This is a genomic window from Stenotrophomonas sp. GD03680, from assembly GCF_029844625.1.
GTDB lineage: Bacteria > Pseudomonadota > Gammaproteobacteria > Xanthomonadales > Xanthomonadaceae > Stenotrophomonas > Stenotrophomonas maltophilia_P.
This window is the reverse complement of the sequence record NZ_JAOCKC010000028.1, coordinates 23,665-40,162: the sequence shown is the minus strand read 5'-3', so window position 1 is coordinate 40,162 and position 16,498 is coordinate 23,665. Positions and strand designations below refer to the sequence as shown.

General features: G+C 67.9%; 17 protein-coding genes. 1 reads left to right on the top strand and 16 read right to left on the bottom strand.

The window, feature by feature from the left end; translation table 11 throughout:
- Positions 1-19: 19 nt before the first annotated feature.
- The 15 genes from pcaC to N5J29_RS17685 form a co-directional block, all read right to left on the bottom strand.
- Entirely contained in the window at positions 20-406 is a 387-nt protein-coding gene (gene pcaC / locus N5J29_RS17755; RefSeq protein WP_164152930.1) for a 4-carboxymuconolactone decarboxylase, read from the bottom strand.
- Positions 407-430: 24 nt separating this feature from the next.
- The gene (gene pcaD, locus N5J29_RS17750; protein ID WP_164152931.1) at positions 431-1,216 is read right to left on the bottom strand and encodes a 3-oxoadipate enol-lactonase; all 786 of its coding nucleotides are present in this window, start codon (positions 1,214-1,216) and stop codon (positions 431-433) included.
- A 25-nt stretch (positions 1,217-1,241) separates the two neighbouring features.
- Positions 1,242-2,585 carry a 3-carboxy-cis,cis-muconate cycloisomerase gene (locus N5J29_RS17745; protein ID WP_164152932.1) on the bottom strand — a complete coding sequence of 448 codons (1,344 nt, stop codon included), beginning with the start codon at positions 2,583-2,585 and terminating at the stop codon, positions 1,242-1,244.
- A 90-nt stretch (positions 2,586-2,675) separates the two neighbouring features.
- Positions 2,676-3,239 (bottom strand): protocatechuate 3,4-dioxygenase subunit alpha, encoded by a 564-nt coding sequence (gene pcaG / locus N5J29_RS17740; protein ID WP_111185632.1) that lies wholly within the window; start codon positions 3,237-3,239, stop codon positions 2,676-2,678.
- 4 nt (positions 3,240-3,243) lie between these two features.
- Positions 3,244-3,954: a protocatechuate 3,4-dioxygenase subunit beta gene (pcaH, locus tag N5J29_RS17735; protein WP_164152933.1), complete on the bottom strand. Its 711-nt coding sequence runs from the start codon at positions 3,952-3,954 to the stop codon at positions 3,244-3,246.
- Between the two features lie 67 nt (positions 3,955-4,021).
- Positions 4,022-5,230: a 3-oxoadipyl-CoA thiolase gene (gene pcaF / locus N5J29_RS17730; protein ID WP_164152940.1), complete on the bottom strand. Its 1,209-nt coding sequence runs from the start codon at positions 5,228-5,230 to the stop codon at positions 4,022-4,024.
- Between the two features lie 7 nt (positions 5,231-5,237).
- Entirely contained in the window at positions 5,238-5,885 is a 648-nt protein-coding gene (locus tag N5J29_RS17725; RefSeq protein WP_164152934.1) for a 3-oxoacid CoA-transferase subunit B, read from the bottom strand.
- A complete protein-coding gene (locus tag N5J29_RS17720) occupies positions 5,882-6,562 on the bottom strand; it encodes a 3-oxoacid CoA-transferase subunit A (RefSeq protein ID WP_053517770.1) in 681 nt (226 codons plus the stop codon). The genes N5J29_RS17725 and N5J29_RS17720 overlap by 4 nt, the downstream gene beginning before the upstream one ends.
- A 169-nt stretch (positions 6,563-6,731) precedes the next feature.
- Positions 6,732-8,048 carry an MFS transporter gene (locus N5J29_RS17715; RefSeq protein ID WP_164152935.1) on the bottom strand — a complete coding sequence of 439 codons (1,317 nt, stop codon included), beginning with the start codon at positions 8,046-8,048 and terminating at the stop codon, positions 6,732-6,734.
- A 53-nt stretch (positions 8,049-8,101) separates the two neighbouring features.
- A complete protein-coding gene (gene aroD, locus N5J29_RS17710; RefSeq protein WP_053517772.1) occupies positions 8,102-8,989 on the bottom strand; it encodes a type I 3-dehydroquinate dehydratase in 888 nt (295 codons plus the stop codon).
- Positions 8,989-10,278: a carbohydrate porin gene (locus N5J29_RS17705; protein ID WP_065181319.1), complete on the bottom strand. Its 1,290-nt coding sequence runs from the start codon at positions 10,276-10,278 to the stop codon at positions 8,989-8,991. Before N5J29_RS17705 ends, aroD begins: the two co-directional genes overlap by 1 nt.
- A gap of 22 nt (positions 10,279-10,300) precedes the next feature.
- Positions 10,301-11,812, bottom strand: a complete 1,512-nt coding sequence (locus N5J29_RS17700; RefSeq protein ID WP_164152936.1) for a NosD domain-containing protein — start codon at positions 11,810-11,812, stop codon at positions 10,301-10,303.
- Between the two features lie 273 nt (positions 11,813-12,085).
- The gene (locus tag N5J29_RS17695) at positions 12,086-13,651 is read right to left on the bottom strand and encodes a YdiU family protein (RefSeq protein WP_053517776.1); all 1,566 of its coding nucleotides are present in this window, start codon (positions 13,649-13,651) and stop codon (positions 12,086-12,088) included.
- 31 nt (positions 13,652-13,682) lie between these two features.
- Positions 13,683-14,372: a glutathione S-transferase gene (locus N5J29_RS17690; protein WP_065181317.1), complete on the bottom strand. Its 690-nt coding sequence runs from the start codon at positions 14,370-14,372 to the stop codon at positions 13,683-13,685.
- A 147-nt stretch (positions 14,373-14,519) separates the two neighbouring features.
- Positions 14,520-14,729: a cold-shock protein gene (locus N5J29_RS17685; protein ID WP_005416210.1), complete on the bottom strand. Its 210-nt coding sequence runs from the start codon at positions 14,727-14,729 to the stop codon at positions 14,520-14,522.
- 303 nt (positions 14,730-15,032) lie between these two features.
- Here N5J29_RS17685 and N5J29_RS17680 point away from each other — a divergent pair, with 303 nt between their 5' ends.
- Complete coding sequence (locus tag N5J29_RS17680) at positions 15,033-15,524, top strand: YaiI/YqxD family protein (RefSeq protein ID WP_164152937.1); 492 nt, start codon at positions 15,033-15,035, stop codon at positions 15,522-15,524.
- Between the two features lie 13 nt (positions 15,525-15,537).
- Here N5J29_RS17680 and N5J29_RS17675 read toward each other — a convergent pair whose 3' ends face one another.
- A complete protein-coding gene (locus tag N5J29_RS17675) occupies positions 15,538-16,419 on the bottom strand; it encodes a pseudouridine synthase (protein WP_164152938.1) in 882 nt (293 codons plus the stop codon).
- Positions 16,420-16,498: the final 79 nt, after the last annotated feature.

Below are 16,498 nucleotides of genomic sequence, written 5' to 3'. Positions count from 1 at the left end.
ATGCCCGGCGGAACCGGCATCAGCCCTCGGCGGCCTGCTCTTCCAGAATCGGCCCGGCCAGCGCGAAGGCGTGGTTGGCTGCGGGCACGCCACAGTAGATCGCAGCCTGCAGCAGCACTTCCTTGATCTGCTCCGGCGTGACGCCGTTGTTGCGGGCGGCACGGATGTGCAGCTTGAACTCCTCGTCGTGGCCCAGCGCCACCATCATCACGATGGTCAGCAGCGAGCGCGTATGCCGCGGCAGCCCCTCACGCGTCCACACCGTGCCCCACGCTGTGCGGGTGATGAAGTCCTGGAATTCGGTGGTGAAATCGTTGCGCGCCTGCAGCGAGCGTTCAACGTGTGCCTCGCCCAGCACCTGGCGGCGCACCGCAAGGCCGGCTTCGTAGCGTTCCTGTTCGTCCATCGTGGTCTACCTGTTATGCGGGGGTCAGTGCTGCGCGGAAAGATGCGCAGCCAGTGCGGAAGTGAATGCCTGCGGCGACTCCAGGTTGCAGATGTGGCGGCCCGGGACAGCGGCGTAGTGGCCATGGGCCACGCCCTCGGCGATTGCCTGCAGATCGGTCGGCACGCACACCGGATCATCATCACCGGCAATGGCCAGCAGCGGCACGCCGATGCGGCCCAGCACATCGCGGAAGTCGGCCGTTGCCACAGCGTTGCAGCAGCCGACGTAACCGTCGACGCGGGTCGCCAGGAATACCTGCAGGATCTCCTCCACCTGGCTGGCATGGGTCTGTGCGAAGGCAGCGGTGAACCAGCGTTCGCGGGTGCCATCCACGAGGGGCAACAAGCCATCGTGCTGGACCTGGGCCATACGCGCCTGCCAGCTCTCCAGCGTGCCGATCTTCGCCGCGGTGGCGGCCACGGTGAGCGTGCGCAGCCGGTTGCCCGCATGCACGCCCAGCCACTGCCCGGTCAGACCACCGATCGAAAGACCGCAGAAATGGCTGCGCTCGACGCCCACGTGATCCCACAGGGCCAGCACGTCGGCGCCCAGTTCGGCCACGGTGTACAAGCCCGGCGGAGCGCTGGACTGGCCGTGGCCCCGACGGTCATAACGCAGGATTCGATACTGCGAGGCCAGCGCATCCACCTGCGGCTGCCACATGCCCAGGTCGGTACCGAGCGAATTGCAGAACGTCAGCCATGGCGCGTCGGCACGGCCCTCGGTCTGGTAATGCAGGCGGTGCTGCGGAAGGTCGAGGAAGGGCATGCGTGCTCCAGCGGTGAACGTGGGATCAGCCGCGCGCGAGCACGCGGTCGATCCAGGTATCGGCCATGCCGCGCCAGCTGTCGGCAGCGAACAGGGCCTCCAGTTGTGCAGCGGAAAGCTGCGCGGTGACCTCCGGCGTCTGCGCCAGCACGTCGCGAAGATGCTGCGATTGCGCCAGCGCCTGCTTCGCGGCCTGCTCCACCAGGGCGTGCGCGGCGGACTTGCCGATACGCTCGCCCAGGGTGACCGCCACGGCCTCGGCATAGAGCAGGCCGCCATGGCTGTCCAGATGCTGGCGCATGCGTGCGCGGTCCAGTTGCAGGCCCTGCACCACCATGTCCACCTGGGCCAGGCTGCCCCCACACAGGCGGACGATCTCCGGCACGGTCTCCCACTCGGCATGCCACTGCCCGGCCGCGCGCTCGTGCGGCTGCGGCATGGCGCTGAACAACGTGGACAGCAGGCCCGGCACGCGCGTGGCGGCGGCGATGGCCGCCACGCAGCCCACCGGATTGCGCTTGTGCGGCATCGCCGAGGAGCCCCCCTTGCCCTCCCCGGCCGGCTCGAAGGCCTCCGCCACCTCGGACTGCATCAGCAGCACGATATCGCTGGCGATCTTGCCGAGGCTGCCGGTCAGCAGCGCGAACACGCTGCCCAGTTCGGCGATACGATCACGTGCGGTGTGCCAGGGCAGCGCCGGCAGCGGCAACTGCAACTCGGCAGCCAGGGCCTCGGCCACGTCCAACCCGCGCGTCTGTAGCGAGGCCAGCGTGCCCGCGGCGCCACCGAACTGCAGCACCAGAGTGTCTTCGGCCAGTGCATCCAGGCGCCGCTGGCTGCGCTGCAGGGCATCAAGCCAACCGGCGGCCTTCAACCCGAAGGTTACCGGCACGGCCTGCTGCAGCAGCGTGCGTCCCGGCAGACCGGTGCCGCGCTCGGCCTCGGCCAGCCGCGCCAACGCCGTGCACAGCACCTGCAGTCGCGCCTGCACGTGACCGACCGCCGTGCGCAGCTGCAATACGGCGCCGGTGTCGATGATGTCCTGGCTGGTGGCACCCCAGTGCACCCAGCGCGCGGCTTCGGCATCATTCGCCTTGACCTGCGCAGTCAGCGCCTTGACCAATGGAATGGCCGGGTTGCCAGCCAGCGCGGTGGCTGCCGACAGCGCCGGCAGCGCATACAGATCGGCGCGGCAGGCCGCTTCGATCGGGGCCAGTGCAGTGGCGGGAATCACCCCGCACCGCACCTGCGCGCGTGCCAGCGCGCGCTCGACGTCCAGCATCGCCTGCAGGCGCGCTTGATCACTGAACACGGCGTCGACGGCAGAATCGCCGAACAGACCGCCCAGCAGCGTTGGGGAGAGGCTCATCGGTGCAGTCCATCCTGGGTGGCCACAGCTTACCCGCGCCCGCTGCGTGCGGGCGTGGAGTGGCCGGAAGGCGCGTCGCGCGCGCCGCGATCAGTAGGCGAAGAAGACCGTCTCATCCGGGCCCTGCATGCGCACGTCCCACCGGTACAGACCCTTGCCCTGCGCCTGCGCAACCAGCGTGTGACGGCGCTCGGGCGGTACCAGCGCGAGGATGCCGTCCTCGCCATTGCTGGTCTCGTCGCTGAAGTAGATGCGGCCCCGCACAGCCTGCAGCAGGCCACGCATGAACACCAGCACGATCAGGTGCGGTGCCTGCGGCTCGCCGCGCAGGCCCGGCACGCGGCCCGGCTTGACGGTGCTGAAGGCAAACCGCCCCTGCTCATCGGTCGGCACGCGGCCCCAGCCATCGAAGGCCGGGTCGTGGTCGTCGCGGCGCGGGTCTTCGCCATGGGCATAGATGCCCTGTGCGTCGGCCTGCCAGATTTCCAGCACGGCATCGGACACCGGCACGCCATTGCCATCGAACACCTGGCCCTGCACGTGCACGCGTTCGCCCTGCGCGGTGGCCGGGGCGATGTCGGTGCGGTACAGCGGTTCCAGGCCCAGGCGGTAGTACGGGCCGACGGTCTGCCACGGAGTGGATTGGAAACTCATGGTCTTACTCCCAGACGGTCATCTTGCGACCGCGCAGCACGATGTCGAAGCGGTAACCCAGCGCGAATTCGTTGGCAGTGGTTTCCCAATCGAACGAGGACACCATGCGCTCGCGCGCGTTGGCATCGTCCACGCAGTTGTAGATGGGATCGAACGCCAGCAGTGGGTCGTTGGGGAAGTACATCTGCGTGACCAGCCGCTGGCCGATGCCATCGCCATGCAGGGAGAAATGGATGTGCGCCGGGCGCCAGGCGTTGTAGTGGTTACGCCACGGGTAGGCGCCGGGCTTGATGGTGGTGAAGCGGTAACGGCCTTCGCTGTCGGTCAGCACCTGGCCTGTACCCTTGAAGTTGGGATCCAGCGGTGCATCGTGCTGGTCACCCTTGTGCAGGTAACGGCCAGCAGCGTTGCACTGCCATACCTCGACCACGGTGTTGCGCACCGGGCGGCCATTCTCGTCCAGCACGCGGCCGCTGACGATGATGCGCTCGCCCTGCGGCTGGCCGGGGAAACCTGCGGTCAGGTCCGCGGCGTGCTCACCCAGGGTGATGCGGTTGATGCTCGGGCCGGTCACTTCCGAGAGCGTCACCGGGATGGCGATCGGATCGGTACCCGGGCCACGCAGCGCGGTGGAGGCATACGGCAGGTGGATGCGCGGCGGCTGGCTGCCGGGATACGGCGTGCGGTAGCCGCGCAGTTGAGTGGGATCGCTCATGGCGTACTCCTGTTGGCGAGCGGCCCGCAGGCCGCGGCTGTCGTGCAGATCATGGGTTCGTTGGGGCTCACACGCGCTCAATGGCCAGGGCTACACCCTGCCCCACGCCGATGCACATCGTGGCCAGGCCACGCCGGCCCCCGGTGGCTTCCAGCTGGCGCAGCAGGGTCAGGGCCAGGCGCGCACCGCTCATGCCCAGCGGGTGCCCCAGTGCGATGGCGCCGCCGTTGGGGTTCACGTGCGCGGCATCATCGGCCAGGCCCAGCTGGCGCATGCAGGCCAGGCTCTGCGAGGCGAACGCTTCGTTCAGCTCAATGGCATCGAAATCGGCGATGGACAAGCCCAGGCGCGTCATCAGCTTCTGGCTGGCCGGCACCGGGCCCATGCCCATGATTGCCGGCTCCACGCCGGCGCTGGCAAAGCCGAGAATGCGTGCGCGCGGGGTGAGGCCCAGCGCCTTGACCTGCGCACCGGACGCCAGCAGCAACGCCGCGGCACCATCATTGATGCCCGAGGCATTGCCTGCGGTCACCGTTCCGGGTTGCCGGAACAGTGGCTTCAGTCCGGCCAGGGCGTCTGCGGTGGTATCGCCGCGCGGGTGTTCATCGCGGTCGACAGTCACGGTCTCGCCGCGCCTGCGGCCCGGCACCTCCACCGCCTCGATTTCGCCATCGAAGAATCCACGCACCTGCGCGGCGGCGGTGCGTTGCTGGCTGCGCAGCGCGAACGCATCCTGGTCCTCGCGGCTGATGGCGTAGCGCTCGGCCACGTTCTCGGCGGTCTGGCCCATGGTCTCCACGCCATGCAGCTCGCGCAGGCGGGAGTTGATGAAGCGCCAGCCCATGGTGGTGTCTTCAATCTGCTGGTCGCGGGCGAACGGCGAGGTCGCCTTGCCCATCACGAATGGCGCGCGTGACATCGACTCGACACCACCGGCAATGGCCAGACCCAGCTCGCCCGTGGCGATCCCACGGGCCACCGTGCCGATCGCATCCAGGCCCGACCCGCACAGGCGGTTGATCGTGCTGCCCGGCACCGTCACCGGCAGGCCGGCCAGCAGCAGGCTCATGCGCGCAACATTCCGGTTGTCTTCGCCGGCCTGGTTGGCGCAGCCGAAGTAGACGTCCTCGACCAGCGCCGGATCCAGCTGCGGGTGGCGCGCCAGCAGTGCCTTCAGCGGAATCGCGCCGAGGTCGTCAGCGCGCACGCCGGACAGCGCACCACCATAGCGACCGATCGGGGTACGGATGCCATCGACGATGTAGGTCTCGTGCAGGCTCATCTCAGGCTCCCTCGGCCAGTGCCAGCGGCAGGCCGGTCAGTTCACGCAGTTGTCCGATATCCATGCCTTCCACCATCTCCAGCACGGTCGCGCCATCAGCCCCCAGATCGAACACCGCCACATCGGTGTACACGCGCGACACGCAGCGCAGCCCGGTCAACGGGTAGCTGCACTCGGTCACCAGCTTGCTCTCGCCCTTCTTGGTGAACAGGTCCATCATCACGAACACCTGCTTGGCACCGATGGCCAGGTCCATCGCGCCGCCTACGGCCGGAATCGCATCGGGGGCCCCGGTGCTCCAGTTGGCGAGGTCGCCCTGCACCGAGACCTGGAAGGCACCCAGCACGCAGATATCGAGGTGGCCGCCACGCATCATCGCGAACGAATCGGCATGGTGGAAATAGCAGCCCCCGGTCAGCAGGGTGACCGGCTGCTTGCCGGCATTGATCAGATCCGGATCCTCCCGGCCAGCCGCCGGCGCCGGTCCCATGCCCAGCAGGCCATTCTCCGACTGCAGGAAGATCTCCTTGTCGGCCGGCAGGAAATTGGCCACCGTGGTCGGCAGGCCAATGCCCAGGTTGACGTAGGCACCTTCGGGAATGTCACGCGCCACGCGCGCGGCCATCTGTTCGCGGCTGAGCTTGTTCATGCCTGCACCCCCGCTGCGGCCACCGGCACCACGCGCTGCACGAAGATGCCCGGGGTCACCACGGCCTCCGGGTCCAGTTCACCCAGCGGCACCACCTCACGCACCTGCACGATGGCGCAGCGCGCGGCCATCGCCATCAGCGGGCCGAAGTTGCGTGCGGTCTTGCGGTACACCAGGTTGCCCCAACGGTCGCCGCGGTCGGCCTTGATCAGCGCGAAATCAGCGTGCAGCGGGTACTCAAGCACGAAGTGACGCCCGTCGATCTCACGCGTCTCCTTGCCCTGCGCCAGCTCGGTGCCGTAGCCGGTCGGGGTGAAGATCGCGCCCAGGCCGGAACCCGCCGCGTGGATGCGCGCGGCCAGATTGCCCTGCGGCACCAGCTCCAGTTCGATCTCACCGGCGCGGTAGGCGGCGTCGAAATGCTGCGAATCGGCCTGGCGCGGAAACGAGCAGACGATGCGACGCACGCGCTTGTGCCTGATCAGCGCGGCCAGGCCGGTATCGCCGTTGCCGGCGTTGTTGTTGATGATGCACAGCTCGCGCGCACCCTGTGCGATGAGCGCGTCGATCAGCTCGTCGGGCATGCCCGCCGTGCCAAAGCCGCCGATCATCACGGTGGCGCCATCATGGATATCGGCCACCGCTGCTTCCACGCTGGCCACGGTCTTGTCGATCACTGCATTGCTCCTTGCCCTGCGCGCCAGCGGTCATCACCGCCTCGCTTCAGAGCCACTGCGAAGGGAAAACACGGCCTCGACATGGTCGCCATGGCACTCCGTCCGGTCAATGCGATATTCGCACTCATGAGTCGATAATCGCACATTGAGTCAACGACTTCCTCGCGCTTCAACGCTGGTTCCGGCCCACGCCCACGCGCAGAGCCAGGCACGCCCAAGCCGCCAGCAGCAGCGGCAGCGCGCACAGCACATACAACGCGGAGGGCCGCCAGTGGCCATCCACCAGCACACCCACCGTGAGCGGCGAGAGGATCGCACCGACGCGGCCGATGCCGATGGCCCAGCCGAGACCGGTGGTCCGCACTTGCGCGGCGAACACCACCGGCGCCGCGGCATACAGGCCCGCCATCGCGGCGAACAGTGCTGCACCGATCACGAACGCCAACGGGAAGGCCATGCCCAGCTGCGTGTTGAAGGCGGCAAAGCCCAGCATCGACACCATCGCCAGCAGCAGCGCACCGGCGGTCAGCTTCGACAGCGACCAGCGCGAGGCCAGCCAGCCGAACAGGCTGCCGCCGACGATGCCGCCCAGGTTCAACAGCACGCCTCCGGTGATGCCCTGCTGGGCGGAGACACCGGCAGAGACCAGCAGCTTCGGCGTCCAGCTCAGCACGAAGTAGAAGGCGAACATGTGCAGGAAGAAGGCCAACGCGATCAGCAGCGCGACGCGCCGCAGGTCACCCACGAACAGCGCCGCATAGCCCTGCCGCTGGCCATCACGCAGCGGCGCCGGCGGCAGCGCCTGCAGCTGCGGCATGCGCATGCGCGAGAGCAGTGCGTTCAGGCGCGGCAGCGCATCGGCCGGGCGACGCGCAACCAGGAAATCCAGCGATTCGGGCAGGCACCTGAGCACCAGCGGAATGCACACCAGCGACGCCGCGGCGCCGATCAGGAACACGCTGTGCCAGGACCAGTGTTCCAGCATCCACGCCGCCAGCAGACCGCCGGCGGTGGCGCCTATCGGATAGCCGGTGGCCTGCAGCGCGACCGCCGTACTGCGCCACTTGGCATTGGCGTACTCGGCGGTGATCACGCCCACGCCGGCCAGCATGCCGCCGATGCCGATGCCGGTGTACACGCGCAGCGCGCCCAGCTGCCAGGCGTTGGCAGCCAGCGCCGACAGCGCCATGCCGCTGGTCAGGATCAGCAGGCAGCACACGATCATCGGCCGCCGGCCCCAGCGATCGGCCAGCGGCGCCAGCAGGAACGAGCCCAGCGCCATGCCGACCAGGCCGGCGCTGAGCATCATCCCCAGCACCTTGCCCGACAGCTCCCAGTCCGCCGACACATGCGGCGCGGTAAAGGCCATGACCATCACATCGAAGCCATCGAGCATGTTCAACAGCACGCAGATGGCGATGGCGGTCCACTGGAAGGGACTCATCCGTTCCAGGACAAGCGAGGGTGCGGGGGCGGCGTGGCTCATGGGGCGGTTTCCTGCAACAGCGTGATGCGGTGGAACGTCCGGCGGGGAAGGTCTCAGTGACCGGCCTGGCTGGATGCGTGGATGACCTGCAGGACGTCCTGCAGGCGATCGACTTCGACCTGGCCCGGTGCCGACGGAGTGCCGATCATGCCGAAGGTGAGCGCCTGGCCGAAGGTTTCACCAGCCAGGCGCGAGACCACACCGGTGCCCCCCATCGACATGGTCAGCAGCGGCCTGTCGCTCTGCTGGCGCACCTGCCAGGTGGCATCGAGCAGGGCCAGCACGTCGCCTGCGTCGCGCGGCATCACCGCGATCTTCAGCACGTCCGCACCCAGCGCCTGCTGCCTGAGCAGGCGCGCGACGATCTCATCGCGGGGCGGCGTTGCGTGGAAGTCATGGTTGGACATCACCACCTTCACGCCGGCCTTGTGCGCCTGCGCCACCAGCGCCTGCACCACCTTCGGATCACGGAACATCTCCACGTCGATCAGCTGGGCCACGCCGCCGCGCAGCAGCGTGGCGTAGAGCGCGCCGTAGTCGGCATCGCTGATCGGCTTGGCGCCGCCCTCGGCCTTGGTGCGGAACGTCACGATGACCGGCTTGCCGCCCAGCGTGGCCTGGATGCGCTTGCCCAGCGCGACCAGCGCCTTGCCATCGGTGGCGATGTCCAGGTAGTCGATGCGCCACTCGGCGATGTCGGTGGCCTTGCTGGCAGCGATGGCCGCCGCCTGCTGCAGGGCCACGTCAGCGGTGGCGCCAGTGATCGGCACGATGGTGCGGGGATGGCCCTCGCCAATACGCAACTGGCCGACCTGCAGTACCGCCGGCGGCGGTGCGGCCAGGGCCAGCGCCGGGACGGCGCACAGTGCACCGGCCAGCACAACCGGAGCGAGCGGGAACTTCATGGCGGTCACCAGAGCATGGAAGGAGCGCATGGCCATCAGAAGGTCACCTTGGCCTGTACGCCCACGGCCCAGGCGTTGTCGGTACCGCTGTAGTTGAACGTGCCCGGGTTGACGATGTACTGCACATCCGGGCGGATCATCAGCCACGGGTTTACCTGGACGCTGTAGGACAGTTCGAACAGCTCCTCGGCCTGGCTGAGGTTGTACAGCGGCGAATCGCCAGGCACGCCACCGGCGGCCAGCGTGGCCCGGCGCGCATCGACCAGCCGGTTGTTGATGTCGGCGCCTACGTAGCCCAGCGCGATGCTGTCCTGGGCGCGCGAGCCAATGCCCTGGTAAACCCCGCCCAGCGCATACCAGCGTTTGATCTGCGCGGTGTCGGTGTCGGACACCATGTACTGCGCGAACGCAGTCAGGCCGCGGCTGGGATCGGCCGATTCCCGGGTCAGACGCTGCTCGGCGAGCACGTAGGCGCCGTGGCGCCCGGTCGTCGGCGAAGCATCCAGACCGCGCTTGTCCACGCGTGAGGTGTCGTAGTAACCGCCGAACTTGTAAACGCCCGCGTAGCGGCTGCCCTTGGCCGGGGTCCAGGTCACTTCCACCGGGAACAGCGAACCGGTGGTACCGGAAGCGAGCGGACGGAACGCGTTGCGTTCGATGTTGCCACCCAGGTTCGGATTCACCTGGAACCAGCCGGTGCGAACGTTGACGGCCGGGCTGACCTGCTGGGCGAACTCACCGCCCCAGCGTGCCACGGGGTAGTTGTACCAGCCGCTGTTGCCCGACATCGCCAGCGGGTGCGCGCAGAACGCCGCATTGACGAAGTGGGTCAGCAGGCTGTGCAGGCCGAACTGGTTGCCCATCGCGTAATAGCCCAGCTTGTAGTACGACTGCCCCGCGTTGAAGGTCTGGTCGTAGCTCAGTTCGGTCAGCCGCGTGTACTGGCCGCCGTACGCTTCCTGGATGGGGAAGCGGTTGCCGACGAAGTCCACCGAGGTGCTGCGGCCGCGACGGTCGTTGAGGGTGAAGTGGAAGGCACCGCCGTTCCAGCCGGCCAGCGTGCCCATGTCCAGGTCCACGCCAACGCGCACCTGCTGCGCATAGCGCGCACCGGTTTCGCCGTAGCCTCCATCGACCACGCCCATGGCTTCACCCACGTAGTCGCCGCGGAAGGCGATGCCACGCTCGAACAGATCGGTGCGGGTGCCGCCCCAGTCACCAGTAAGCGTCCTGCCTTCATAGCGGTTGCTCGACTGCGCGCTGGCGATGCAGGGCAGCAGCGCGGTGGCCAGGACGGCCAGGGAAACGGGTTTCGCAAGATTCATGATCGCGGTCTCGTGGAGATGATCAGCGCAGCGACAGCGGCGCGCTCAGGGGGGAGGTGGCGCCCTGCGCCGAGGTGACCGTGGCGGTCAGGCTGCCGGCAGCCGCAGCATCTGCCGCGGCGCCGAGCGGGAAGGTGAAACGGCCCTGCCCCTGCGCATCGGTGCGCGCCTGCACGCTGCCCAGCACCCACTCGGCCTCGCTGCCGCTGGCGGCGCGGTTGCCGAACACTTCGACCTGGTAACGGCTGTCGGGCGTGCCCTGGAAACGACCGATCAACTGGCGCTGCGTACCCTTGCCCTGCACGACAGTCAGCTGCGGTGCCGCCTGGCCCAGGTTCGGCAGCGGCTGGCAGTCGGTCTGGCCGGCAGCGGAGCAGATGCGCGCACGCTTGGACGGATCATTGTCGACACCACGACCACGTGAACCGACGAAGCTGGCGTGTTCCAGGCCCGGCACGCCGAACACGATGGCGCCGCGCGGTTGGCCCTTCACGCAGGCGCCGCCGGCCTCGCAGCGCTCGATCGGCAGGCCGTTGCCGAAGATGCGGTTGGCGGTGAAGCGGTTCGGCGCACTGACCGGCTGCGGGCGCACGCCGATGCCGATGCCATTGCCGGTGATGATGTTGCCATCGACCACGTTGCCGCTGCCGGTGATGCTCAGGCCCAGCGAATTGCCGGTGAAGGTGTTGGCGGCGATGTAGTTGCGGTTGCCCCAGTTGATCTGCAGGCCATCGGAGTAATCGACGAAGCGGTTGTGTACCACGCTGTTGTCGTTGCCCCAGAGGATTTCGATGCCCTGCGACGGTTCCGGGTTGGCCTGGGTGGACTGGAACAGGTTGTCGGCCACCAGGTTCCAGGCCGCGCCACGGGTCAGCTCAAGTCCATCGCCGTTGTCGAGGAATTCATTGCGCACGATGCGGTTGTGCACGGTGGTGGTGGCAGTGGACTGCCCTGTGCCGTCGTCCCCGGTGAGCATGATGCCGGCGCCGCCCTTGTTGGCGACGATGCGGTTGTCGTGGATCTCGTTGTGGCTGGAGCGGTTGACCAGCACACCGATGCAGAAATTGCGGATCTCCAGACCGGCCAGTTCAACGCCTTGGGTATCCCGCAGGACCAGCCCCGGCAGCGTGGTGGTGCGCACGTTGGTGCCCGACTGGCCCGGTTCGGCGCCCGGACAGGCGTCGGTGCCGGTGCCGGTGACGTAGGCCGAACCGTCGATGGCGACGAACTGGCCATCGCGGCCCCAGGACGTGCCGATGATCTGCACCGGCCCCTTGATCTCCGGCAGCGGCGAGGTCGGCTTGATCACATGGGGCGCGGTACCCACCGCGTCGATCTCGATGCGATAGCGACCCGGCGCGGTGTTGGCGGTGGTGATCGCCCAGCGCAGGGAGCCGGGACGGGTGTCGTCGGCGTAGCGGTCCACGCGCAGCACCTGCAGGGGCCCGCGCGGCGGTTCGGCCTGGTAGGCCAACGCCAGGGTCGGCAACTGGGCGAGCAGGAACAGAGAAACAATGGACAAGCGACGGCGCATGCGATCACTCCGCACAGGTGAAGGGAAATCCTGCGGTCTTCCCCTGCACCTGGCTTCAGCACCGGGTCGGGTGCTGCCCTCGCCCCGCCAGGGGTGGATCGCTTGGACTGCTTTGAATCTGCGGAAGTGAAATTAGGTTTATCGCACTGCACCATTCAAGTGCGGTAATCGACTACGCGTGCGAATATCGCACTGAATGGGTACGACCATCGTTGTAGGGAAGGCTGCACTGGCACTTGCCAGGCGAAGCGCACGGCTGCGCCGTAGCACCGGTCAGGAACTGCAGGACAGCATCGAGCAGCCGGCGCGGTCGTCGGCCCAGGCCGGGCGCCTGCTGGCGAAATGCTCACGTCCGGCGCGTTGGGTGTACGGATCGCGCAGCACGTCCTGCAAGGCGTGTACGCCGCCCATGTCCCCTTGTTCCGCACGGTCGATCGCTTCCTGCGCCAGCCAGTTGCGCAGCACGTACAGCGGATTGGCCGCGCCCATCTTCGCCAGGCGCTCGGCGGCCGGAAGAGGATCCGCCCGCAATCGCGCAGCGTAGTCCTGCAGCCACTGCCGCAGCGGCACCTGCACGGCCTCCTGCCGCTCCCGGTCGTAATAGACCTCAGCCAGTGCCGCCGGATCGGGCGATGCCGGATCGATCCGCATCAAGGCGCGCCAGGACAGGGTCATGTCCATGCCACCGTCCTGCAGCAGCTGCTGCCAGCGCTGGTAGAGCTGCAGATCGGCATCATCGGCAGCTGCCAGGCCAAGCTTGGCCGCCGCATCGCGACGCGTGCAGGCGGCAAAGGTGGCCTGATAGGCAGCAAGGCCCGCCTGCAACGGCGCGACGTCGGCAAACAAGGGCGACAGCGCCTGCGCAAGCCGCCCCAGATTCCAGTACGCCACCTGCGGCTGCGTTCCGAAGCGGTAGCGACGGCCCTGTGCGTCAGTGGTGTTCGGGGTCCAGTCCGGATCGAAGTCCTCGACCCAGCCATAGGGGCCATAGTCGAGAGTGAGGCCAAGCACGGAGAGGTTGTCGGTGTTCATTACCCCATGCACGAAACCGACACGCATCCAGTGCGCGATCATCTCGGCGGTGCGCACCGCGATCTGCGCGAACCAGTCACCGTACAGCGCCTCACCCTGCCCTGCCAGTTCGGGGAAATCACGGGCGATGCAGGCGTCCACCAGTTGCTGCAGCAGTGACGTCTCACCGCGCGAGGCCGGCAGTTCGAACGAACCGAAACGCAGGAACGAGGGCGACACACGGCATACGATCGCGCCGGGCTCGGCTCGCGGACGGCCGTCATAGAACATGTCGCGCACCACGTGCTCGCCGGTACCGACCAGCGACAGCGCACGCGTGGTCGGTACACCGAGGTGGTGCATGGCCTCACTGCACAGGAATTCACGGATCGACGAGCGCAGCACCGCGCGACCGTCGGCGCCACGGGAGTACGGGGTCGGGCCTGCACCCTTCAGCTGCAGTTCCCAGTGCCGGCCATCCGGCGCAACCAGCTCGCCCAGCGAGATCGCCCGCCCATCGCCAAGCTGGCCCGCCCAGTGACCGAACTGGTGCCCGCCGTAATTGGCGGCCCACGGCTGCATGCCCGGATACAACGCGTTGCCAGCGAATACCTGGGCAAACGTGCCGCTCGACACTTCAGCCACATCGATGCCGAGCAGAGCGGCGACCTCCGGCGACCAGGCCAGCAGGGTCGGAGCGGCGACAGGCGTCGGCATCACCGACGACCAGGCCGCCTCTCGGACTTCACGCCGGCGGGGCCCGGCTTCCGGGTCGCCCGGCAGGACGGTCAGCAGACGGTTGTCGAATCGCGGGAAGGGGCTGTCCATGGCCCTGACATGGGGATGGACGCCGCCGACCTCAATCGCCGCGCAGCGCCTGCAGCGATCCGCCGTGCGCTTCAGCGCGCTGGTAGGCCGGGCGTTCACCGATGCGCTGGAGAAACGCGCGCAGCGCCGGCTTGTCGTCCAGTCCGCCTCCGCGCGCCGCTGCGGCCTGGATCGGGAAGCTCATCTGGATATCGGCCGCGGTGAAACGCTCACCCGCGAACCACGGGCTCTCGGCCAGGCGGCGCTCCATCCAGTCCAGGTGCAGGCGGCGCTGCGGGCCGACGAAGCTCTGCTCGGCCTTGTCGGCGATGCTGCGGGCAATCGGGCGCACGAAGAACGGCACCGGCGCGTTGCGGATGCGGCTCATCACCAGCGTCAGCAGCAGCGGCGGCATCGCCGAGCCTTCGGCGTAGTGCAGCCAGTAGCGATAGGCCATGCGCTCGGCACCTTCGGCCGGTATCGGCGACGGCGACACCTGCCGCTGCGTGTCGTAGCGGTCAGCCAGGTAATCAAGAATGGCGCCGGATTCGGCCAGCACCTGCTCGCCGTCCTGCAGCACCGGTGATTTCCCCAGCGGATGTACCTGGCGCAGTGCCGGCGGTGCCAGCAGCGTTCTGGGGTCGCGCGGGTAACGGCGCAGTTCATAGTCCAGCCCCAGCTCCTCCAGCATCCACAGCACGCGCAGCGAACGGGAATTCTCGAGGTGATGGACGATGCGCATGAAAGGACTCCAGAGGGGTGCAAGCATCGTAACGCGCCTGCACGCATGCGCCTGTGGATTCGATCCGTGCCTGCTCCCGCCGAGGCAAAAAAAAACGCCGGAAGCTTGCGCTTCCGGCGTTCTGGCTACCCGAGGGCAGCAGACGGATTAGACCGCCTGCACCTGGTCAGCCTGCATACCCTTCTGGCCCTGGACGGCGATGAAGGTGACCTTCTGGCCTTCCTGCAGGGTCTTGAAGCCGGTGCCCTGGATGGCGCGGAAGTGCACGAACAGGTCCGGGCCGCTTTCCGGGGTGATGAAGCCGAAGCCCTTGGCGTCGTTGAACCACTTGACGGTGCCGGTCTGACGTTCAGACATATTTACTAACTCCTGAAACACATGTTGAAAAAAATCGCAGCCACCGGGTATCGGGGCCGAGACTGAGTTGCAGGCGTTGGTAAAGCGGATCGATGAGTGGATCGTGAGATCAACTGCACCAGGCCACGATTCACGGTGACCCTAGCAAACACAGTGGGTCGCACGATACGCGTGTTTTCCCCAAAAAGCGATAGCCCCGGCATTCATCGCCACCCCGCCCCCGCTAGGCGTGGCAAGGGCTGGCAGTCGGTCGGGCCCGGATCCGGCGACCCATTCAGGTTTTTCCTACCCTACACTGGGTAAATGACTGAAGCTGAAACCCCGGCTGAACTGCCCCGTCCCCGCATCTGGGTGGACGCAGACGCCTGCCCCGTTGTCATCCGCGACATCCTGTTCCGGGCCGCCGAGCGGGTCGGCCTGGAGTTGACCCTGGTCGCCAACCAGTGGATCCACACCCCGCCCTCGCGCTGGATCCGCTCCCTCCAGGTGCCGCAGGGCCTGGACGTTGCTGACAGCGCCATCGTCGAACGGGTCGCCGCCGGCGATCTGGTTGTCACCCAGGACATTCCATTGGCCGCGCTGGTGCTCGAACGAGGCGCGCTGGCCCTGCATCCGCGCGGGGAGCTGTTCACCGCCGACACCATCGCCCAGCGCCTGTCGGTACGCAATTTCATGGAAGAGCTGCGCGGCGCCGGCGTCCAGACCGGGGGCCCGCCTCCCCTGCATGCGCGCGACCGCCAGGCGTTCGGCAGCGCGCTGGACCGCTGGCTGGCCCGCATCCGCGTGGCGCGATGAGGCGGGGCCCGGCTCACGCCACCACTGGGCCCAGCTCCAGGCCCAGCTGACGCTGGCTGCTGAACACCCGTCGTTCCCCATTCAGGGGATCGTCGAAGGACAACGCCCGCGCCAGCAGCTGCAGCGGCGCCTGCTCCCCGCTCGCGGCCGGACGCAGCTGCGGATACAGGTCGTCTCCGATGATGGGCGCGCCCAGCGCCGCCATGTGCACGCGCAGCTGGTGCTTGCGACCGGTTCTCGGCTGCAGGCGGTAGCGCCAGACCGGACCTGTCGCGTCGATCACCTCGATGCGGGTACTCGCATTCGGCTCGCCCTCCATTTCGCCCATGCGGAAGAACGGTTGTGCCGGGCCGATGCGACTGTGGCGCTCGAACGGGAAGTCCAGCGCCGGCAGCGCCGGGGCCAGCGCTTCGTAGGTCTTGTCGATACGGCGCTCGCGGAACAGGCGCTGGTAGGCATCGCGCGACTCCGGTCGCAGCGAGAACAGGACCAGCCCAGCGGTGAGCCGGTCCAGGCGGTGCAGCGGTGCCAGCTGCGCGTTGCCGGTCCGCGCCACCAGCCGCGCCAGCAGGGTTTCGCGGACATGGGCACCCGCCGGGGTCACCGGCAGGAAGTGCGGCTTGTCGACCACCAGCAGATGCTCGTCCTGGTAGAGGATCGTCTCGTTGAACGGAATGCGCGGCTCGTGGCTGACCTCGCGGAAATACAGGATTTCCAGCCCCACCTGCCACGGCTGGTCCGCCGCCAGCGCCCTGCCCTGCGCATCCTGTACCCGTCCGCGCGCGAACCGGTCCTGCCACTGGCTGCGGTCGATGCGCGGAAAGCGTGCGCACAGGCCGTCCAGCAGGGTCGGCCAATGGCCGGGTGGCAGCTGCAGCCGGCTGGGCAGGGTCATCGCGTCCGCTCCGGCGGCAACAGGAACCGCAAGCGTGCCACCGTTGACGCGCGGCAGACACCCCGGCCACGGACACCCC